This window comes from Sphingomonas olei (assembly GCF_045369765.1).
Taxonomy (GTDB): domain Bacteria; phylum Pseudomonadota; class Alphaproteobacteria; order Sphingomonadales; family Sphingomonadaceae; genus Sphingomonas; species Sphingomonas panaciterrae.
The window spans coordinates 154213-174354 of record NZ_JBIQEU010000002.1 but is presented as its reverse complement, the minus strand read 5'-3'; the positions used below and the strand labels follow the sequence as shown (position 1 = coordinate 174354).

Here is a 20142-nt window from a genome sequence, read left to right as displayed (position 1 = left end):
TGGCGCAGGCGCCCGGCAGGCACCCTAGCCCTGGCCGGTCATCATGCCCCAGAGCATCCAGCCGTTGAGCAGCACGATCACGGCGGCGATTCCCCAGGCGAGCGCGATCAGCCAGCGCGGCGCGGCCATGGAGCCCATCAGGCGCCGGCTGCCGGTGAAGGCAACCAGCGGCAGGACAGCGAAGGGCAATTGCAGGCTGAGCACGACCTGACTGAGCACCAGCAATTGAGTCGCGCCGGAATCGCCGGCGATCATCACGCCCACCACCGCCGGGATGATGGCGAGGCCGCGGGTGATCAGCCGCCGCAGCCACATCGGCAGGCGGAGTTCGAGGAACCCCTCCATCACGATCTGCCCGGCGAGCGTGCCGGTGACGGTGGAATTCTGCCCGCTGGCGAGCAAGGCGATGGCGAACACCGCGCTCGCCGCGCCGACGCCGAGCATCGGGGCGAGCAATTGATGCGCCTCCTCGATCTCGGCCACTTCGGTACGGCCGGCGACGTGGAAGGTGGCGGCGGCGAGCACCAGGATCGCGGCGTTGATGAAGAAGGCGAGGCCGAGGCTGACGGTGGAATCGATCGTCGCCATCTTCAGCGCGTCGCGCTTTTCAGCGACCCCCTTCCCCACCGCGCGGGTCTGCACGATCGCGGAATGGAGGTAGAGGTTGTGCGGCATCACCGTGGCGCCGAGGATGCCGATCGCGATGTAGAGCATCAGCGGGTTGCTGATGATCTCGGTCGTCGGAATGAGCCCGGCGGCAGCGGCCGCCCAGTCCGGCCCGGCCCAGGCCAGCTCGAAGGCGAAGCAACCGGCGATGACGATCAGCAAGGCGGCGACGAACGCCTCCAGCCGGCGGAAGCCGTAGCGTTGCAGCGCGAGGATCAGGAACACGTCGACCGCGGTGACGCAGACGCCGGCCACCAGGGGTAGCCCGAACAACAGCTTCAGCGCGATGGCGGTGCCGAGCACCTCCGCCAGATCGCAGGCGATGATGGCTATTTCGCACAGCACCCACAGGACGAAGCTGACGGGCCGCGAATATTGCCGGCGACATGCCTGGGCGAGATCCATCCCCGCCCCGATGCCGAGCCGGGCCGACAATGCCTGAAGCACGATCGCCATGAGGTTCGACAGCAGGATGACGCTGAGCAAGGTGTAGCCGAAGGCCGAGCCGCCGGCGATGTCGGTCGCCCAATTGCCCGGATCCATATAGCCGACGGCGACCAGCCAGCCGGGGCCGACGAACGCGAACAGGCGGCGCCAGAAGCCGGCGCCTTCGGGAACACGGATGGAGGCATAAACCTCCGGAAGCGATCGCAACGGTTCAGTGGCGGCTGGCTTCATCGAAGCTGCCATGCGGGACGTGGAGGAGCGATTCAACCGTTTAGTCGGGCGAGTATGGCGGAATTCTGTGCGGCGAGTGCGGGATCGCAGCGGTCCGGCGCGGTGAGGATCGCGCCGTTCAGCGCCGTGTCGATTGGCGACGGGGTACGCTCCGCCGGGAGCGCGGCGGCGAGCGCGCGGATCATCGAGCGGGCGATGACGCCGTTGGCCGCCATCTGCGCGACGATCTCGCTCACCTCCACTGGCTGCTCATTCTCGCGCCAGCAATCGTAATCGGTGACCATGCCGACCAGCGCGTAGGGCAGCTCCGCCTCGCGTGCGAGCCGCGCCTCGGGCATGGCGGTCATGCCGATGACGTCGCAGCCCCATTGGCGATACATCTCGCTTTCGGCGCGGGTGGAGAATTGCGGGCCCTCCATCGCGAGATAGGTCGCGCCCTCGGTCACCTTGCCGCCCGCTGCCTGGACCGCGGCGCCGGCGAAGGCGGACAGCCGCTCGCACACCGGATCGGCGAGCGAGACGTGCGCCACCATGCCGGTGCCGAAGAAGCTCGCGGGACGGCCGACGGTGCGGTCGATGAACTGGTCGACGACGACGAAGCGGCCGGGCGCCAGCTCCTCACGCAAGGAGCCGACCGACGAGACGCCGATCAGGTCAGTGCAGCCGGCGCGCTTCAGCGCATCGATGTTGGCGCGGACCGGAATGTCGCCGGGCGCAATGCGATGGCCGCCGCCGTGGCGGGGCAGGAAGCGCAGGCCGACGGAACCGATGCGGCCGAACAATATGTCGTCCGAGGTCGCGCCCCAGGGGGAGGAGACGGGGCGCCACTCAGCGTCCTCAAGCCCCTCGATCGCGTAGAGGCCGGAGCCGCCGATGATGCCGATCGTCCATTGCGTGTTCATCGCCGTCCCCTGATAAGGCGATCATGAGGATCGCCCGTCTCGCCGCGCCTGGCGCGCTCTCGCTCGCTGCGCTCACCCTTGCCGGGCCGGCGCAGGCCGCACAACCGATTGCGGGCAAATGGCTGACCCAGGATGGCAGCGCGATCGTCCAGATCGGCCAGTGCGGCGGATCAACATGTGGGCGAATCGCCAAGGTGATCAAGGCGAAGGCCGGCGCGCCTGCCACCGATGTGAACAATCCCGATGCCGCGCTGCGCAGTCGCCCGATCGTCGGGATGCCGATCCTGAGCGAATTCAGCGATGCCGGCGACGAGTGGCGCGGCCGGATCTATGACCCGCGCAACGGCAAGAGCTACAAGTCGATCGTCACCCGCGCCAAGGACGGGTCGCTGAAGGTGAAGGGCTGCATTTCCTTCATCTGCCAGACGCAGACTTGGAAGCCGGCAACCTGATCCGGAACTGAGCGATCGGTCAGACGGGTGCGGCGTCGGCATCGGCGCCGGCACCATAATGATGCCAGGCGAAGATCGCCGCCGCGCCGCGATACGGGCGCCATGCCTCCGCCAGTTCGCGGGTCAATTTCTCGCTGGGCCGCGTCTCATGTCCCAGAATGCGACCGACCTCTATCTGTACCGCGAGATCGCCGGCGGGCCAGATGTCGGGGCGGCCCTCGGCGAACAGCAGGTAGATTTCGGCGGACCAGCGGCCGATCCCCTTCACGCGGGTAAGCTGCGCGATCGCTTCCTCGTCATCGAGCGGCAGGCGGTCGAAATCGAGCCGCCCGCTGGTCACTTCCTCCGCGAGGCTGCGCAGATAGCCCGATTTCTGCCGCGACATGCCGGCGGCGCGCAATTCCTCATCGGTGGCAGCCACGAGGCGGGAGAGATCGACGGGATCGCCGATCACCGCCGTCAGCTTGCGCCACATCGCGTCGGCGGCCTTCACGCTGACCTGCTGGCCGACGATCGTGCGCATCAGCGTGACATGGCCGCGATCGCGGATGCGGGTGGGCGGATAACCGACGCGGGCGAGCGCGGTGGCGAAGCGCGGCTCGATCGCGGCGAGCGCATCGACGCCGTCGCGCAGCGCGCGCTCGCTCAGCCCCATTGCGGGCGGCCCGCAAGATCGGCAAGGGAGCGATAAACTTTCGGGGAGAGCAGCATGCCCAAGCTTATCGTCACTCTGCGTGACGGGGAAGAACGTGAGATCGACGGTTCCGCCGGCCTGTCGGTGATGGAAGTCATTCGTGACGGCGGCATTGACGAGATCCTGGCGCTGTGCGGCGGGTGCTGCAGCTGCGCGACCTGCCACATCCATGTCGACCCGGAATTTGCCGCGAAACTGCCGCCGATCAGCGAGGACGAGAACGACCTGCTCGATTCGTCCAGCACGCGCGACGAATATTCGCGGCTGTCGTGCCAGCTGCCGTTCGGCCCCGATCTCGACGGGCTGAAGGTTCGCATCGCCGAGGAAGACTGACCGCCTGCCCCATAAGGGGCGCGGTGATCCGGTGAACAGCAAAAGGGGGCGGGCGCCATCGGCACCCGCCCCCTTTTGTCGTTCGGTTCAGCGCGCGGCGGCGGCGTAGAGCGCGATCGCGGCGGCGTTGGAGACGTTGAGGCTTTCGACCTTCGGGCTGATCGGCAGCTTTGCCAGCTGGTCGCAATGCGCCTCGGTATTCTGGCGCATCCCCTCCCCTTCGGCGCCGAGCACGATGGCGACCTTCGCCTCGCCCATCACCTGGGCCAGCGTCTGATCGGCGTGGCCGGTGAGGCCGATGCGCCAGAAGCCGGCCTCGGCAATCTCGTCCAACGCGCGGGCGAGATTGACCACGCGCACCCAGGGCACCGTTTCCAGCGCGCCCGATGCCGCGCGGGCCAGCGCACCCGATTCGGGCGGTGCGTGGCGATCCTGCGTGACGATGCCCAGCGCGTCGAACGCCGCGGCGGAGCGGAGCACCGCGCCGACATTGTGCGGATCGGTGACCTGATCGAGCACCACCAGCGGGCGGCGATCGTCGCGCCCCTCCATCAGCAGGTCACCGAGCCAGATTTCCTCCAGCGGATCGACCTCCGCCACCAGCCCCTGGTGCGGCGCGTCGGAGGGGACCATGCGGCCGAGATCGGCGACATCGGCATAGACGACCGGCAACACCGGCGGCAGATCGAGCGAGGCGAGCGCCTCTCGCGTGCCCCACAATTTTCGCACGGTACGATTGGGATTGGCCAGCGCAGCCGTCACGGCGTGGCGGCCCCAGAAACGGGGCCGGCCGGCCGGTGCCTGGCTGGGACGATGTCCGCGGCGTGCCATCAATTATGCTCCTCGGGGTCAGGATAAGCGAAGGGATCGGTAACCGCCGGGCGCGTCGGCATCGGCGGGCGCGGCAACGCCTTGTCGGCATTGGCGGCATTGAGCAGGAAGGCGGCAAGGATCGTCGAACCCTGGCGCAGATCCTCCTCCTTCAGGTGATCGAAGGTGTCGGCGGAGGAATGGTGCGCGCGGCTGTTATAGTCGAGCGGATCCTGGATGAACTGGAAGCCGGGCGCGCCGACGGATTGCATGAAGACATGGTCGGTGCCGCCGGTGCGACCGATCGCGACGGTGGTCATGCCCAGCCCGTTGAACGGCGTCATCCAGCCGCGGAAGATTTCGGCCGCGGCGGGATTGTTCTCGGCATAGATGCCGCGGAACCGGCCCGAGCCATTGTCGACGTTGAAATAGGCCGCAAGGTCATTGAAGCCGGGGCGCGGGTTGATCGGCCAGCGCTTGCTCCATTCATAATAGCGCCGCTCCCCGACCAGCGGCGGATCATTGGGGCCGCCGCGCGTCGCGAGGTTCTTTTCCACCCAGGCGAGGCTGCCGAGCAATGCCTGTTCCTCGCCGTTCCACAGCGCAAAGCGGATCGTGCGCTTCGGCCGCACGCCAATCCGCGAAAGGATCCGCGCGGCCTCCATGACCACCGCAGTGCCAGCCGCATTGTCGCTCGCGCCATCGCCCGCGACCCAGCTGTCGAAATGCGCGCCGGCCATCACATAGCCGGCCTTGGGATCAGTGCCGGGGATTTCGGCGAAGATGTTGTACGCCTGCGGATCGCTGTCGTCATAGCGCACGTCGCTAATGATCTCGAGCGTCGGTGCCGCGCCGGTCTTTGCGAGGCGTGCGAGGCGGCGGTAATCCTCCGCCGCAATCTCGACGCCGGGCAGCGAGGGAGACTTGCCCGCCTCGAACATATAGCCTTCGCCGTGGACGAGCTTTCCGTCCCGATAGGAGATGGTGGCATAGGCGAGCGCGCCCTCCCCCTTCAGGAAGGCGTCGCGCTGCTTCTCGAAATCAGCCTCGCGCAATACCTTTGCGTCGGCGGCAGGATCGTAGCGGGGAAATCTAAATTCGGCGACCTTGCCCAATTCCTCGTCGGTGTAGCGGTGGAACGGGGCGCGCGTGCTTTCCGAGCCGGTGCCGGGCGACGACACGAGCACGATCTTGCCCGCCAGCTGGCCGCGATAGGCGGCGAAATCACGCGCGCTTTTCATCGGCGCGACGATGATCGGTGCGCTGAGCGTGCCCTGCGTCGGCGGGGTCCAGGCGATCGGGATGGCGGTAAGCTGGATCGGGCGCGGCGTGACCATGCGCACGCTGGACCCGTTGATCCACCATCCACGGCCGAAATCGAACCCTTCCTTGCGGACGTTCTTCAGCCCCCATTCGGCGAACTTCGCCTGGGTCCATGCCTCCGCCTGGCGCATCTGCGGCGAATTGGTGAGACGCGGACCAATGACGTCGGTCAGGTGCTGCGCCGTCGTCATGACCTGCGAATGGGCCAGCCCCTCATCCATGATTCGCGCAGTGTCGTTGCGGTCCTGCGCGTGGACGGGTGCTGCAACCGCGATCGCGGCCAGAAGCAGATGGCGCATAGGTGGTAAATCTCCTGCCCGGATGGCGTGCCGTAGCTATGCGTCGAAAAGAAAGCGCGCAACCATGATGACAGTGCGTTGACAGGACGGCCGGGCTTCGGCATTGGGCGCCCTCGCTTCGACGAAGCAGCCCTGTGGAAGGGTGGCCGAGTGGTTAAAGGCAGCAGACTGTAAATCTGCCCACGCAAGTGTACACTGGTTCGAATCCAGTCCCTTCCACCATTTCTCCCCGGCGGTTTCGCCGTGGGGAAGATGGCTGGACCCGGCGGCCTTTACCAGGTTCCAACATTCCATTCCGACCTGAACGACGGGCGCGGTGCGGCGACGATCCGCTACTGATGTAAGCGCGTCGGCGGACGATGGCGTCGGCCGCGGCCTTGCCGCAACACCTTTCAACTTTTCGGATTTTTCCGCCCCCACTTTACACCGCGGTGCGGAACGAATGGTTTGCCAAGCGTTCTGTCACAATGCCTCATGATCGCATCATCGCCGTCGGCCTGCTGACCGAACGTGACCTGCGCATATTGGGCGAGGGCTTTAATCGGGTGTTTGCGGTCGAGGACGTGAAGGACTTCGACAATCTGCTCGCGCGGCTCGACCATATCGAGGCGACGCCGCCCACGCGTTCGCGACACGACGCGCGCAAATCCTGATCGAGCGATGCTGCCTGCTGTCGGACGCACGCCGGTGGTTGGCGCATCGGCGATCTGGTGCCTTAGCCTCGCCGTGCCGCGATCAGGCAGGGTCCAGGCACAGATAGCCGTCGTCGAAATCGGCTTCCTTGCGCAGTCTCGTCCAGTCGGGCACCGACACCCAGCCGTTGCCGTAATCGATCAGCCCGCTGCTCTTCATCCCCCGAAGCGTGCGATTCACATGGACCGAGGTGAGCCCGAGCACGTCGGCGAGCTGCTCCTGCGTGAGCGGCAGGCGAAAGGTGGTGCGATTGCCCAGGTCGCTCTCCGCGCTGCGCGTGCCAAGCTCACACAACAGATGCGCGGTGCGCGTGCGCGCGTCGCGCCGGCCGAGGTTGATCACCCATTCACGGAAGATCGATGCGTCGGCGATGCTTTCGAGCAGCAGCGCCTCCGCGATCGCCGGCCGCTCCCGCGACAAAGCGATCATCGATGCGGCGGCGACCTCGGCGACCTTGACCGGGGTCAGCGCCTGAAGGCTCTCCGTGGTGCGGCGCATCGCGGTGTGCGGCAAGATGAGGAGATCGCCCGCGAGGTGGACGGCGACGATCTGCCGCGAGCCATTGGCCAGCACCCGGTGGCGGTGAACATAGCCCGACAGCAGCACCATGAACGACAGATTCTGCTCCCCCGCCCGGACCACGTAGCGTCCCGCGTCGTGGCGCTGGACGGACGTGGTCAGTGCCAGCAGAGCTTCACGATCGTCGGCGTCGAGCGGGCATCGCCGCTCCAGCTTGGCGATGAACGGAGCGAGCGGCGATGGTGGGTTGGCCTGACCCATGGAAATCGTCCTTCTGCTACGCTGCTGACGCACGGCGCCCGCCGATACGCCCGGCGCCGTGCGGGGCAATATCCAAACGTGGTGCGCAGAAGCACCAACCTACCTTAGGGATCGCGCCATGGCGATATATTCCCTGCTTTACGTCAGCAAAAGCTGCCTCAGGCTCCCCCAGGAAGAGGGCCGTGTGGCGGACATCGTCGCGGTATCGCGTCGACGCAATGTGGCGCTGGAGGTGACCGGCGCGCTGATGTTCGTCGAGACGCATTTCGCGCAGGTGCTGGAGGGGCCCGGAGCGGCGGTGATGACGTTGATGGAGAGCATCAGGGCCGATCCACGGCACACCGACCTGACGGTGATCGATACGGAGACGCTGGTGCGGCGGCGCTTTGCCCGCTGGACGATGGCGTATGCCGGGCCGCGCATGCTGGTCGAGGCGCAGATCGTCCCCGTGCTGGCGCTCGCCGCGGGGCATGGGTCCCCCTTCGCCCCGGGGGACCTGATCGCCCTGATGCTGCAATTCGCCTCGTTCGAGGATTGATCGCGCGACCCGTTGGAAGGCGGCTAACCTGTGTAAGGCACAAAGGGCGGCTCTTCGGCGCGCGGCCCGCGTTGACCCGGGCATGTCCAAACCCTCGCCTTCTCGACGTGCCAGGCTGGCCGTCATCGTTGCCGGGCTGGTCGCGGCGATCTGGATCGTGATCTTCCTTGGCATGAACCTGAGCAGCAAGAAGACCAAGGATCGCACGCTCGATCCGGCCGCGCCGGCGACGCGCAGTGGCTAATCCGGGCGACGCACGGCGGGCGTTTCAGATCGGTTGACCGGGTGAAGACCGCGCGGTAACGCAGCGGCACGGCGGACGTCCTGCACGGACTGGTCGCTGCCACGTCAGGATCACTGACCGGGCGGGTATAGCACAATGGTAGTGCAGCAGCCTTCCAAGCTGAATACACGGGTTCGATTCCCGTTACCCGCTCCACCCCTTTCCTCATTATCGCGGCAAACGGCGACAGCCAGCTATTCGTGCGCCGTCATGGGATTGTGCCCGAACGCGTAGAGACGCTGCGCAAGCAGGCGGCCGACGATGTGATCGTCGACCGCCATTCACGTGCCTTTCGGTTCGACCTTTCAGCCGAGCGGAGGATCAGGCCGCTTGTGGCGTCTTGCGCGCCGAGGCGGTCCAGATTTGGTCGATCGCCTCGCCCAGTGCCTTGTCGAATTCCGCGTCGGTCATGCCGTGGCGCAGATCCTCCAGCAGCGCGCGGCTGAAGCTGGCGATGACGCCTTCGTTCTTGGCAAGTTCGACACAGGCCTCTGGCCGCTTGAACCCGCCCGACAGCGCGACGACGCGCAGGACGCGCGGGTGCTTCACCAGCGGCAGGAAGAGGTTCGGCTTGGTCGGCAGCGACAGCTTCAGCATGACCTTGGCGTCGCCCGGCATCGCGTCGAGCGCCTTGGTCAGTTCCTCGAGCAGGATCTGATCCGCCTCGGCACGTTCCGGGCTCTTGATGTTCACTTCCGGCTCGATGATCGGCATCAGACCGTGGCTGAGCACCTGCTGCGCTACCTCGAACTGCTGCGCGACCACCGCGGCGATCCCCTCGCGATTGGCGAGGTTGATGACCGAACGCTCCTTGGTGCCGAAGATGCCAAGCTTCGCCGCGCGGTCGAGCAGCGCATCGAGGCCCGGCATCGGCTTCATCAGCTGAACGCCGTTCGCCTCATCCTCCAGGCCCTTGTCGATCTTCAGGAACGGCACGACGCCGCGGTCCTGCAGCGCCTGCGGCACCGGCTGGCCGCCGGCCTCGCCATCCATGGTGCGCTCGAACAGGATCGCGCCGATCACCTTGTCACCGGTGAAAGCGGGCGAGGTGATGATGCGGCTGCGCATCTGGTGGATCAGGCCGAACATTTCCTCATCGTTCGACCAGGCGCCCTCTTCGATGCCATAGCCCTTCAGCGCCTTGGGCGTGGAGCCGCCGGATTGGTCGAGAGCGGCGATGAAGCCCTCCCCGTCAGCGATCTTGGCGGTCATCTCGGCAGGCGTCATGGACAGTCCCCTCACAGGTTTTCGTTGCGCCGGCTCAATATGGACGATCCGCTGTTTTGACCAGCCGCGATCGGGGGGGCGTCGGCGAGCAGCGCGCGCAGCCGATCGGCGATGACGCCGGGTCCGAACGGTTTTTGCACGATATTCTCCTCCGGCACATGCGCGAGTGCCGCTAGATCGGCATAACCGGTGACGAACACGATCGGCAGGTCCGGCCGGCGTTCGAGGACGCGCGCGGCGAAATCAGCGCCGTTCATGCCCGGCATCGCGAAATCCGCAACGACCGCGTCGATCGCGCCGGCATCCCCGATCATGCCCAGTGCGATCGCGCCCGATGCCGCTTCCAGCACGGAGCATCCGGCCTCGCGCAGCTCCTCCGCCGTGACGCTTCGCACCGCATCATCATCGTCGAGCACCAGCACCATGCGCCCGACGATGTCGGCCACCTCCCCCACCTTCTCGGCGGCGACCGCGACCGGTTCGACCAGCGCGGCGGCACGCGGCAGAAAGACGCTGACGGTGGTCCCCACGCCGGGCGTGCTGTCGATCCGGACGCCGCCGCCCGACTGTTTGGCAAAGCCGAACACCTGCGGCAGGCCGAGCCCCGATCCCTTGCCGACCTCCTTGGTGGTGAAGAATGGCTCGAACACCTTGGACAGCACCTCGGGCGTCATCCCGCTGCCGGTGTCCGACACCGAGACAGCGACGTAATCGCCGGCCGCCGGCTCCTCGCTGCGCGACGGTGAGCCGAGCGTGACGTTGCGGGTTGCGACGGTCAGCGTGCCGCCCACCGCCATCGCATCGCGCGCGTTGATCGCGAGATTGAGGATGATGAGTTCGATCTGCGTCGGATCGACCAGCCCGGGCCACAGGCCCGGCATCAGATCGGTCTCGATCGCGACGCCGCCGCCGAGCGTGCTTTCAAGCAGGCCCTGCATCCCGCTCACCACCTCGTTCAGTGAGACGACGCGCGATTCCAGCCGCTGACGGCGCGAGAAGGCGAGCAACTGCCCGGTCAGCTTCGCGCCCCGCTCCGCCGCAGTGCGCACGTGGGCGAGCCGCTGACGCGTCTTGTCGTCCACGCCGATCTTGTCGAAGGTTCGTTCGATCATCGCCACGTTGCCGAGCACGACGGTCAGCAGGTTGTTGAAATCATGCGCGATGCCGGAGGTGAGCTGTCCGATCGCCTCCAGTCGCTGCATCTGTGCGAGCCGCGCCTCGACCTGCTCGCGCTCCGCGATCTGCTCGGTGAGCGCGGCGGTCCGCTCCTCCACCCGATGTTCGAGCGCCTCGCCGGCGAGATGCGCCTCGGTCACGTCGATGCCGCAGCCGACATAACCCTCGAACGTGTCGCCCAGCTTGCGCGGGCGCGCCTCGATATGGAACCAGCGATCGGTGCCGTCGGCGGTGCGCAGACGCACGTCGCGGGAGAAACGCGCCGGCTGGAGAAGATGGCGGCGGCCAGTCTTGACGAAGGCGGCCATGTCATCGGGATGGACGATGCAGCCCCAGCCCTTTTCCTGCAGGTCATCGGCAGTGACGCCCAGCATGGTGCCAAACGCCTGGCTGGCGAAGACCACCTGCCCCTCCGCGTCGTTGATCCACACCAGCGCGGGCAAACTGTCCGCCAGGGCGCGGAACCGCACCTCGCTTTCGCGCAGGGCGTCGGCGCGGCGTTCGCGCTCGGTAACGTCGATACCCTCGACGAACACCCCGGCGACCCGGCCCTTGGCGTCGGCGATCGGCTGAAACACGAAATCGAGGATGCGGTTTTCCGCCGGCCCGTCCGGCGTACGTTGCAGCCGTACGTGAAGGTTCTCGCCGCGGAACGGCTCGCCCGTCGCGACGACATTGTCGAGGATGTCGATGAACCCCTGCCGCGCCACATCGGGCAGCGCCTCATGCAAGGGGCGGCCGATCACTTCGCGCTCTCCGACCAACTGGAGGTAGGACGCATTGGCCAGTTCGGTGATGTGCCCGGGCTCCCGCAGCACCGACATGAAACTGGGTGCGTGATCGAACATCTGCGCCAGCCGTTCGCGATCGGCCATCAGGGCGCGCGCCGCGCGCACCTGCTGCGTCGTTTCCGACACGATGCACAGCACGCCGCCGATCGAACCATCGGACAGGCGAACGGCGGAATAGGAGACGTTGAAATACACCTCCTCGCCGTAGCCGGCGCGCTCGATATAAAAGGGCCGATCGCGCGCGGTGTAGGTTTCGCCCGTATCGTGCACGTGGCGCAGCAGCGGTTCCAGGTCGGCCCACAGCTCGGTCCACGCCTCACGCGCCGGACGGCCGAGCGCGCGTGGATGCTTGTCGCCGATCGTCGGGGCATAGGCATCGTTGTAAATCGCGCAATAATCCGGGCCCCAGAACAGCACGATCTCGGCACCTGCGGCGAAGATCGTGCTGGCCACTGTCACCAGGGTTTCCGGCCATTGTTCCGGCGGCCCCAGCGGCGACTGGCTCCAGTCATGGGCGTTGACAAGCTGGCCCATCTGCCCGCCAGCTGCGAACAAAGCGGCAAGACGACCGTTGTTGGACGGTGGATCATCCATGATAGCTGCGTAACCCAGCGCGGCGCCGGGGCAAAGTAGATCAATCGCGGATAGCGTCAGGAAAGATACGGGTATCAGATGCAGGCACGGTTCACTTCGATACACCACCACCGGATGCTCCGCGTGGCGGCGGCCACGCCGATCGCCAGCGTCGGCGATGCGGCGGCGAATGCGGTAGCGACGATCGCGCTCGCCCGCCGCGCGCATGACCAGGCGGTCGACCTGGTCGTTTTTCCGGAACTGAGCATCACCTCCTACGCGATCGACGATCTTCACCTGCAGACGGCGCAGCAGCTGGCGACCGTGGAGGCGTTGCAAGCGGTGACGAAGGCGACCGAGGATCTGGCGCCGACCCTGCTCGTCGGCGCAGCGCTGCCGCGCAATGGCCGCCTGTACAATTGCGCCGTCGCGATCGGGCGCGGGCGGATCCTGGGCGTCGTGCCCAAGACGTTCCTGCCCAATTACCGCGAATATTACGAGAAACGCTGGTTCGCGAGCGGCGCGGGGATCACTGGCGAGACGATCATGGTCGGCGAACAGGACGTGCCGTTCGGCACCGACCTGATCTTCGCCGCGGCCGATCTGCCGCACTTCATTTTCCATGCCGAAATCTGCGAGGATTATTGGTCGCCGACCCCGCCCTCGACCGCGGGCGCGCTGGCCGGGGCGCTGATCTGCTGCAACCTTTCGGCGTCCAACGTCGTGATCGGCAAGTCGCGTGAGCGGGCGATGCTGTCCGCTTCGCAATCGGCGCGGGCGATCTGCGCCTATGTCTATTCCGCCGCGGGGCCGGGCGAAAGCACGACCGACCTCGCCTGGGACGGCCAGGGTACGATCCACGAACTGGGGGAACCGCTGGCTGAATCGACGCGCTTTGCGCTCGAGCCCGAACTCGTCATCGCAGACATCGACGCGGAGCGGCTGATTCAGGAGCGGATGCGCAACGGCACCTTTGGCGACGCCGCGACCTTCTCCGGCCATCCGGAGAAGCGCTTCCGCCGCATCCTGTTCGATCGCCGCCCAGACTTTGCCGATGTCGGGCTGCAGCGCGCGATCCGCCGCTTCCCCTTCGTGCCGGATACACCGGCACGGCTGGACGAGGATTGCTACGAGGCCTTCAACATCCAGGTCGAGGGGCTGCTGAAGCGGGTCGCCGCGACCGGGGTCGAGAAGCTGGTGATCGGCGTTTCCGGCGGCCTTGATTCGACCCATGCGCTGATCGTCGCGGCGAAGGCGATGGACCGGCTGGGGCGACCGCGCACGGACATCCTGGGGTTCACCATGCCCGGCTTCGCGACCAGCGAGGGGACCAAGGGCAATGCCTGGCGGCTGATGCGCGCGCTGGGGATCACCGCGGAGGAGATCGACATCCGGCCGGCGGCGCGCACCATGCTGGAAGGGATGGGTCATCCGTTCGGCCGCGGCGAGCCGGTCTATGACGTCACGTTCGAGAATGTGCAGGCGGGGCTTCGCACCGATTACCTGTTCCGCCTTGCGAACCAGCGCAACGGGCTGGTGGTCGGCACCGGTGACTTGAGCGAGCTGGCGCTTGGCTGGTGCACCTATGGCGTCGGCGACCATATGAGCCATTACGGCGTCAACGCCGGCGTGCCCAAGACGCTGATCCAGTTCCTGATCCGCTGGTGCATCGCGACCGATCAATATGATGCGGAAACCGATGCCGTGCTGGAGGCGATCCTGGCGCAGGAGATCTCGCCCGAGCTGGTACCCGCCGACGAAAGCGGCGCGATGCAGAGCACGGAGGACAAGATCGGCCCCTATGCGTTGAACGATTTCTTCGCGCATTACGTGCTGCGCCACGGGCTTGCGCCGTCGAAGATCGCGTTCCTGGCATGGCATGCGTGGCGCGATATGGACGCAGGCCGCTGGCCGATCGGCTATCCCGAGGAAGCGCGCACCCGCTATGACCTCGCCACCGTCAAGCTGTGGCTGGAGCGGTTCCTGGTGCGTTTCTTCACCACCAGCCAGTTCAAGCGATCGGCGCTGCCCAATTCGCCCAAGGTATCTGCCGGCGGCTCTGTGTCGCCGCGGGGCGATTGGCGCGCGCCGTCGGACGGAACCGCCAACGCCTGGCTTGCCGAACTGGCCGCCAACGGCCCGTGATCGCCCCCTTGCGGCAACGCGCCGTTTACCCACTGCTGATACCTGCTGCACATGGAGGATGATCGGACGTCGCGCTGGGCGCAGGCTTTGCGCCTGGGCTGCGGCTACTTCATTCTGGCGGCGGGCACGCTTGCGCTCACGCGATTCGATGGCGGCGTTGCATTCCTGTGGATTGCGACGGCGCTGTTGACTGCGCGTCTGACGGTGCTTCCCGCGCGAGAATGGGGCCCGCCGATCGCGGCGTGCTTCGCTGCCTCCGTCGCAACCTCGGCGATCTGGGGTTTCGGCGGCGCGACCGTCGTTCCGCTGGCGACGATCAACATGCTGGAAAGCGCGATCGGCGCGACCTTTCTGCGGCGGCTGGTTCATCGTGAGGAAGTGCTCAATTCACACCGCTGGCTGATCGTTTTCATCGCGGCGAACGGGATCGCCGCGCCCTTGCTGACCGCGGTGCTGGCGGGAGTGACGGTCTCCGCCACCCTGGGCGAACCGTTCCTTGGCAACGCCCTTCACTGGTATAACGGCCACGCGCTGGGCACGCTGGCGTTCATGCCGATCTTCATGCTGTGCATGGACGGCCAGGCCGCCCGGATGGTCCAGCGGATGAAGGGGCGCAAGCTGCTCGAAATGGGGGCGCTGCTGGCGCTGGTCGCCGTGGTGAGCGCGATCACATTCGTGCAAAGCACGGCGCCGTTGCTGTTCCTGCCGATGCTCCCCGTCGTGCTGGCAACGTTTCGTGGCGGCGCGCTGTCCTCGGCGGCGTCGATCGTGATCCTGACGCTGATCGGCGGCTTTGCCACGCTGAACGGCCATGGTCCGGTGGCGCTGAGCGATGCGCCGCTGGGCGCGCGCATGCAGTTCCTGCAGCTCTATATCGCCTGCACGATGCTGACGATCCTGCCGGCGACGGCGGAGCTTCAACAGCGCGCACGGCTGTTCCGGCGGCTGAGCGAGAGCGAGGCGCGCTATCGCATCCTCACCGAGAATTCGACCGACATCGTCATCAACATCGATCGCCATGGCCGGCTGCAATTCGTCTCCGCCTCGATCCGGCAGGTCAACGGGCGCGATCCGGAAACACTGATCGGCAAGCCGGTCAGCGCGCTACTGAAAGCCGACGATCTTGCGCGGGCGCAAACGCTGTTCCGCCAGATCATGGACGATCCCGAGATGATCGGCGTCCAGGAGTTCCGTGGTAAGACGCGCGAGGGCGAGGACCGCTGGTATGAAACGCACAGCCGCGCCGTCATCGATCCCGCGGGGACGGTGACAGGCATCGTCTGCTCCGTGCGCGACGTGACCCACCGCAAGGCGGCGGAGGAGCGGCTCGCCCGCGCCGCGCTGACCGACCCGCTGACCGGGCTGATCAACCGGCGGGGACTGGACGAGGAACTGGAGAAGCGGCTGGCGTCAGGCGCGGGCGGCTGCGTCGCGCTGCTCGACCTCGACCATTTCAAGCAGGTCAACGATACCTACGGCCATGCCGCAGGTGACGAGGTGCTGCGCCGCTTCGCCACGCTGGCGCGGTCGAGCATTCGCGACCAGGACATTATTGCGCGGCTGGGGGGTGAGGAGTTCGCGATCATCCTGCCCGACGCGACGATCAACCAGGCGCATCTGGTGTGCGATCGTGTGCGGCGCGCGATCGGCGATGCGCGGGTGCGCGTGGATGACAATGTCATCGGCATTACCGTCAGCGGCGGCGTGGCGACGTATCGCGGGCATCAGACGGCAAGCGACGTGCTGCGCAACGCCGATCGCGCCCTCTACCGCGCGAAGAACAGCGGGCGAGATCGCCTGGCGACCGCCGCCTGATCCGCCGTCTGCCCGTGCCACTCGGGGTTGGTGGCTGAGGTGCGCGCTTGCGTCCGGGCGCATCGCCCGACACGGTGGACGAAGACACAAGAACGAGCAGGAGAGCGAGGCGCATGGCTGACCAGGATCCATCGATCCATGAATTGAGCCGCACATTGGGGCTGGTGCGGGTGGTCGAGATGAACCCCGAAGGCCGCGCGACGCTGGAATATCAGGCGGGCACGCACATGTGCCATTCGGGCGGTGTCGTGCAGGGCGGGTTCGTCACCGGATGGATCGATGCGGCGATGGCGCACGCCGCGATCGCTATGGGCGGACCGGATGTGTCGCCGATGACGCTGGAACTGAAAGTCAGTTTCTTCGCCCCTGCACGTCCCGGCCTGGTCGTGGCCGAAGGCTGGGTCGAGCGGCGCGGGCGCAGCACCTGCTTCTTCGAAGGGCGGCTGACGGATGCCAGCGGCAAGGTGCTCGCCAAGGCCAGTTCGACCCTGATGCTTGCCTCGCGCGAGCGGGTGGAGCAGGCGGCGAAGAAGGCGGTCGGCTGACCCGCCCTCCCCGCCGCCGCCCCGTCGGCGCGGCGCTCAGGCGTTGCGCGCCATCAGGCCGCCATCGACTGGAATGATCGCCCCGGTGACGAAGCTGGCCGCGGGCGCGCACAGGCTGGCGGTCATGAACGCCACTTCCTCGGGCAGGCCATAGCGGCGCAGCGCGGTGCGGCGGGCGGCATAGACCTGCTTCGCCTCGTCGGGGATGCCCTGCGTCATGCCCGTCTCGATCGGGCCGGGGCAGATGCAATTGACCGTGATGCCGGACTTGCCCAGCTCCACCGCCAGGCTACGCGTCAAGCCGATGACGCCGGCCTTGGCGGCGGAATAGGCGCTGAACCCCGCCGTCGCGCCCAGCCCCTCGGTCGAGGCGATGTTGACGATGCGCGGGTTTGCCGCCTTGCGCAGGTGCGGCAGCGCCGCGCGGATCATCCGCTGCTGCGCGGTCAGCAGAATGGCGAGGTGCCGGTCCCATTGCGCCTCATAATCGGGGTCGTCGATCGACAGGTTGGCGGAGATGCCCGCATTGTTGACGATGATGGAGAGGTCGCCAAAGGCGGCTGCGCTTTCCTCCACCACGCGGGAGATCGCGGCTGGATCCGCCACGTCGCATGACCAGGGCTGCGCCGACAGCCCCTCCGCCACAATCTCGTCAGCGACCGCCTTGGCATTGTCGAGCGTCACGTCGGTGACCGCCACCTTTGCGCCCGCACGCGCGAGCAGGACGGCGGTGGCGCGCCCCATGCCGCTGCCGGCGCCGGTCACGATTGCCCCTGCCCCGTCGAGCCGCGCGGTTACCGCTGGTATAGCCCGCATCATCCTTCTCCCCTGCCGTTATTGGAATGGTCGTTGCCGAATCGCTTTTGCGACAGCGTTACGGGAAATGGCGGAGCGGTTGAACGTCGCTGCGGCTACTTCAGCCATCCGCCGGTGAACCCGGCGCGCTGGAGCCCGCGCCGAAGCACGGGCGACTTGCGCATAACCTTCCAGACGAATTCGTCGCGGTAATTGCCGGCCTGGATGATGACCGGCGCCTGCCCCAGCGCCAGATAGTCGCGCGCCATCCAGCCGTTTTCGGCGCTGACGTTGCCGGTCGTGACCTTTTGGTCGGTGTAGCGGAAGCTGCGATTGTACCCGCCGAGCAGGCCATATTCGCGGTAAAGCCCCGGCACCGCCGTCAGCGCGCGTGCGGCGGGGATCACGATTTCCGACGCGAATGGCAGGCTGCCGAGCGCCGCGGTCGCCGCGATCGTCCCGTCGTCGCGCTCGCCGGGCTGATCGAGCGGACCGCGCGGGCCATAGCCGTAGAAGGTGCGCTTCTCGCCCTTGAACGGCAGGCTGAACGCGCCCGGCCCCTCGCTTTCGGCAATGCCCCACAGGTCGGCGGAATAGCCGTCCCATTTCATCGGGTTGCTGATGCAATACGCGCGGTTGGCGTAGGTCGCGCGGCGGCTGTTCTCATGATAATCGAACCCGGCACCGCGCATCACCGTGTCGCGGATGCCGCGGAAGTCGATCCACATATGGCTGTGCTGATGGCCGGTCATCGGACCATAGGCGAGATGGCGGGTTTCGCCCTCGCCGCGCCAGTAGCGCACGTACGGCGCGCACCATGCCTCCCACGCGCCATCCTCCGCCGGGTGCCGGCCTGAACCCAGCGACAGCAGCACCGCCGCCATGCCATTGCCATAGCCCTCGACGCCTTCCTTGCCGAAGCCGCTTTCGGGCCGCCACGCGCGTGCAATCGCGGTGCCGCCATTCTGCATCCACAGCCATTCGGCCCGATCCGCGATGTCGACGCCGAGCCGCCGGATTTCCTGCTCCTCCGGCGTGTCGCCGGTCCACCAGCCGGCGGCGAACAGCATCCCCATGTTGAGCAGGGCATGGTCGACGCTGGAAATCTCCGCCTTGCCGCGCCGCGTGCCGGTCTTCATGTCGAGCATGCGATAGAAGAAGCCGCGGTTGCCGCTCATCCCCTCGGCATCGTCACCTTGAGGCGCGCTGTCGAAAAAGCGCAGCGTCGCCAGCGTCAGGTCCCGCGCCAGGTCTCGCTTGATCCAGCCGCGCGCGACCGCGATCGGCCAGATCGTCAGCGCGCAGCCGACCGCCGCGATGCTCCCCGCGCTGGGCGATGGCCAGCGTTCGGGCACCAGCCCGTTCAGCGGGTTCACCGTGTCGCGGAAATAGCGAAAGGTGCGATATTCGATCTCGGCATAGAAATCCGGCAGCGGCAGCGCGGGCGCCGCGGCGCCGATGCTGAGCGGTACCGCCGGATCCTTGCACCCCGCCACCATCCCCGCGAGCCCGAGAGACGCGTTCGCGAGAAACAGGCGACGATCAAGCATTCACGACTCCGTTACCGTGGTGGCCCGCACGACCAGCTCGGGGGTGATCCATTCATCGGCTGCGCCCGTGTCGCAACCCTCCAGCGCATCGATCAGCCGCGCCGCCGCGCGCGCACCGACTGCGGTCATGTGCACGCGAATGGTGGTGAGCGACAGATAGCCTGCAAGCGGCACGTCGTCGAAGCCGCACACGGCGACATCCTGCGGCACCGCGCGGCCGGTCTGGTGCAGCGCGCGAAGCACACCCACGGCCATCAGGTCATTGCCCGCAAAAACGGCGTCAAAGGCGACCCCGTCATCGTGCAGACGCGCGATCGCGGCCTCGCCCGACGGTTCGGTGAAATCGCCGGGAACGACAACAAGATCGATGTCCTTTGGCAAAGCGGCACGGAAACCGTCCAACCGCTCCTGCGCGTCGGTGTTCCCATCAGGCCCGGTGATATGCACGATCCGTTTGCGGCCGAGCGCCGCGAGATGCCGCGCCATCGCCTCTGCGCCGGCCCGATTGTCGATCCGCAGGCTTACCCCATCGTGTGCGCGCGGCGTGTTGATCATCACCGTCGGCAGCGTGGGCGGCAGAAGATCCTCGATCGCGACCGAGCCGGCATAGGGCGCCATCACGACGAGACCATCGACCCGCCCGTGCATCGTGCGCAGCGCCTTGGTCGCATGATCGTGATCGGCATGGATGTTGGACAGCAGCAGATGGTAGCCGCGCGCGCTCGCCTCGCGATCAAGCCCGCGGACCAGTTCGGAGAAAAACTCGCCATGAAGATCGGGCAGGACGACGCCGATCGCATGGGTGCGCGCCAGGCTCAGGCTGCGGGCGCCGGCATGCGGGACATAGCCAAGCTCCTTCGCCGCGGCGAGGACACGGGCGCGCGTGTCCGGGTGGACATTGGCGAGGTTGTTCAGCGCGCGCGACACCGACGCCACCGATACTTCGGCCCGCCGCGCGACGTCGCGGATCGTGGCTCCGGCCATTGCTCGCCCCCTCAAACTTGCAACCTGATGGCCGTGCCGTCTACGTAACCGGTTACAAAGGCGTCAACGGCAATCCACGTCCGAGCGCAA

General features: G+C 66.9%; 19 protein-coding genes and 2 tRNA genes. 10 read left to right on the top strand and 11 right to left on the bottom strand.

The window, feature by feature from the left end; genetic code table 11:
- Positions 1-24 precede the first annotated feature (24 nt).
- Both ACH0BU_RS03375 and mtnP read right to left on the bottom strand, forming a co-directional pair.
- Positions 25-1344 (bottom strand): Nramp family divalent metal transporter, encoded by a 1320-nt coding sequence (locus ACH0BU_RS03375; RefSeq protein ID WP_301090174.1) that lies wholly within the window; start codon positions 1342-1344, stop codon positions 25-27.
- Between the two features lie 32 nt (positions 1345-1376).
- A complete protein-coding gene (mtnP, locus tag ACH0BU_RS03370) occupies positions 1377-2246 on the bottom strand; it encodes an S-methyl-5'-thioadenosine phosphorylase (RefSeq protein WP_500263756.1) in 870 nt (289 codons plus the stop codon).
- Between the two features lie 23 nt (positions 2247-2269).
- Between mtnP and ACH0BU_RS03365 the strand changes: the two genes are divergently transcribed.
- On the top strand, positions 2270-2698 hold the full coding sequence (locus ACH0BU_RS03365; RefSeq protein WP_500263755.1) for a DUF2147 domain-containing protein: 429 nt from the start codon (positions 2270-2272) through the stop codon (positions 2696-2698).
- Positions 2699-2717: 19 nt separating this feature from the next.
- Here ACH0BU_RS03365 and ACH0BU_RS03360 read toward each other — a convergent pair whose 3' ends face one another.
- Positions 2718-3353 carry a DNA-3-methyladenine glycosylase family protein gene (locus ACH0BU_RS03360; protein WP_500263754.1) on the bottom strand — a complete coding sequence of 212 codons (636 nt, stop codon included), beginning with the start codon at positions 3351-3353 and terminating at the stop codon, positions 2718-2720.
- A gap of 54 nt (positions 3354-3407) precedes the next feature.
- On the opposite strand from ACH0BU_RS03360, the gene ACH0BU_RS03355 reads away from it, so the two are divergent.
- On the top strand, positions 3408-3725 hold the full coding sequence (locus ACH0BU_RS03355; RefSeq protein ID WP_046410477.1) for a 2Fe-2S iron-sulfur cluster-binding family protein: 318 nt from the start codon (positions 3408-3410) through the stop codon (positions 3723-3725).
- Positions 3726-3812: 87 nt separating this feature from the next.
- On the opposite strand, the gene rlmB is transcribed toward ACH0BU_RS03355, so the two are convergent.
- Positions 3813-4556 (bottom strand): 23S rRNA (guanosine(2251)-2'-O)-methyltransferase RlmB, encoded by a 744-nt coding sequence (gene rlmB, locus ACH0BU_RS03350; RefSeq protein ID WP_125944901.1) that lies wholly within the window; start codon positions 4554-4556, stop codon positions 3813-3815.
- Complete coding sequence (locus tag ACH0BU_RS03345; protein WP_500263753.1) at positions 4556-6157, bottom strand: M20/M25/M40 family metallo-hydrolase; 1602 nt, start codon at positions 6155-6157, stop codon at positions 4556-4558. The genes rlmB and ACH0BU_RS03345 overlap by 1 nt, the downstream gene beginning before the upstream one ends.
- 136 nt (positions 6158-6293) lie before the next feature.
- Here ACH0BU_RS03345 and ACH0BU_RS03340 point away from each other — a divergent pair.
- Both ACH0BU_RS03340 and ACH0BU_RS03335 read left to right on the top strand, forming a co-directional pair.
- A tRNA-Tyr gene (locus ACH0BU_RS03340) sits at positions 6294-6379 on the top strand.
- Positions 6380-6516: 137 nt separating this feature from the next.
- Entirely contained in the window at positions 6517-6810 is a 294-nt protein-coding gene (locus ACH0BU_RS03335; protein ID WP_500263752.1) for a hypothetical protein, read from the top strand.
- Between the two features lie 82 nt (positions 6811-6892).
- Here the strand turns inward: ACH0BU_RS03335 and ACH0BU_RS03330 are convergent, their stop codons facing one another.
- The gene (locus tag ACH0BU_RS03330) at positions 6893-7630 is read right to left on the bottom strand and encodes a Crp/Fnr family transcriptional regulator (protein WP_046410413.1); all 738 of its coding nucleotides are present in this window, start codon (positions 7628-7630) and stop codon (positions 6893-6895) included.
- 118 nt (positions 7631-7748) lie between these two features.
- Here ACH0BU_RS03330 and ACH0BU_RS03325 point away from each other — a divergent pair, with 118 nt between their 5' ends.
- The 3 genes from ACH0BU_RS03325 (at position 7749) to ACH0BU_RS03315 (ending at position 8607) form a co-directional block, all read left to right on the top strand.
- On the top strand, positions 7749-8168 hold the full coding sequence (locus ACH0BU_RS03325) for a BLUF domain-containing protein (protein WP_500263751.1): 420 nt from the start codon (positions 7749-7751) through the stop codon (positions 8166-8168).
- Positions 8169-8250: 82 nt separating this feature from the next.
- The gene (locus tag ACH0BU_RS03320) at positions 8251-8412 is read left to right on the top strand and encodes a hypothetical protein (RefSeq protein ID WP_500263750.1); all 162 of its coding nucleotides are present in this window, start codon (positions 8251-8253) and stop codon (positions 8410-8412) included.
- Between the two features lie 121 nt (positions 8413-8533).
- Positions 8534-8607 (top strand) — tRNA-Gly (locus tag ACH0BU_RS03315).
- 165 nt (positions 8608-8772) lie between these two features.
- Here the strand turns inward: ACH0BU_RS03315 and ACH0BU_RS03310 are convergent.
- Both ACH0BU_RS03310 and ACH0BU_RS03305 read right to left on the bottom strand, forming a co-directional pair.
- Positions 8773-9678, bottom strand: coding sequence for a fructose bisphosphate aldolase (locus tag ACH0BU_RS03310; protein WP_500263749.1), 906 nt, complete (start codon positions 9676-9678; stop codon positions 8773-8775).
- Between the two features lie 11 nt (positions 9679-9689).
- Positions 9690-12239, bottom strand: a complete 2550-nt coding sequence (locus tag ACH0BU_RS03305; RefSeq protein WP_500263748.1) for a PAS domain-containing protein — start codon at positions 12237-12239, stop codon at positions 9690-9692.
- A 78-nt stretch (positions 12240-12317) separates the two neighbouring features.
- On the opposite strand from ACH0BU_RS03305, the gene ACH0BU_RS03300 reads away from it, so the two are divergent.
- The 3 genes from ACH0BU_RS03300 to ACH0BU_RS03290 all read left to right on the top strand — a co-directional run bounded on the left by ACH0BU_RS03300 (position 12318) and on the right by ACH0BU_RS03290 (position 16723).
- Positions 12318-14363 carry an NAD(+) synthase gene (locus ACH0BU_RS03300; protein ID WP_500263747.1) on the top strand — a complete coding sequence of 682 codons (2046 nt, stop codon included), beginning with the start codon at positions 12318-12320 and terminating at the stop codon, positions 14361-14363.
- Between the two features lie 51 nt (positions 14364-14414).
- The gene (locus tag ACH0BU_RS03295) at positions 14415-16178 is read left to right on the top strand and encodes a sensor domain-containing diguanylate cyclase (RefSeq protein ID WP_500263746.1); all 1764 of its coding nucleotides are present in this window, start codon (positions 14415-14417) and stop codon (positions 16176-16178) included.
- Positions 16179-16291: 113 nt separating this feature from the next.
- Entirely contained in the window at positions 16292-16723 is a 432-nt protein-coding gene (locus ACH0BU_RS03290; RefSeq protein WP_046410405.1) for a PaaI family thioesterase, read from the top strand.
- Positions 16724-16759: 36 nt separating this feature from the next.
- Here the strand turns inward: ACH0BU_RS03290 and ACH0BU_RS03285 are convergent, their stop codons facing one another.
- The 3 genes from ACH0BU_RS03285 to ACH0BU_RS03275 all read right to left on the bottom strand — a co-directional run bounded on the left by ACH0BU_RS03285 (position 16760) and on the right by ACH0BU_RS03275 (position 20052).
- On the bottom strand, positions 16760-17539 hold the full coding sequence (locus ACH0BU_RS03285; protein WP_046411700.1) for an SDR family NAD(P)-dependent oxidoreductase: 780 nt from the start codon (positions 17537-17539) through the stop codon (positions 16760-16762).
- Between the two features lie 95 nt (positions 17540-17634).
- Positions 17635-19068 (bottom strand): glucoamylase family protein, encoded by a 1434-nt coding sequence (locus ACH0BU_RS03280; RefSeq protein ID WP_145118967.1) that lies wholly within the window; start codon positions 19066-19068, stop codon positions 17635-17637.
- Positions 19069-20052, bottom strand: a complete 984-nt coding sequence (locus ACH0BU_RS03275) for a LacI family DNA-binding transcriptional regulator (RefSeq protein ID WP_046410402.1) — start codon at positions 20050-20052, stop codon at positions 19069-19071.
- Positions 20053-20142: the final 90 nt, after the last annotated feature.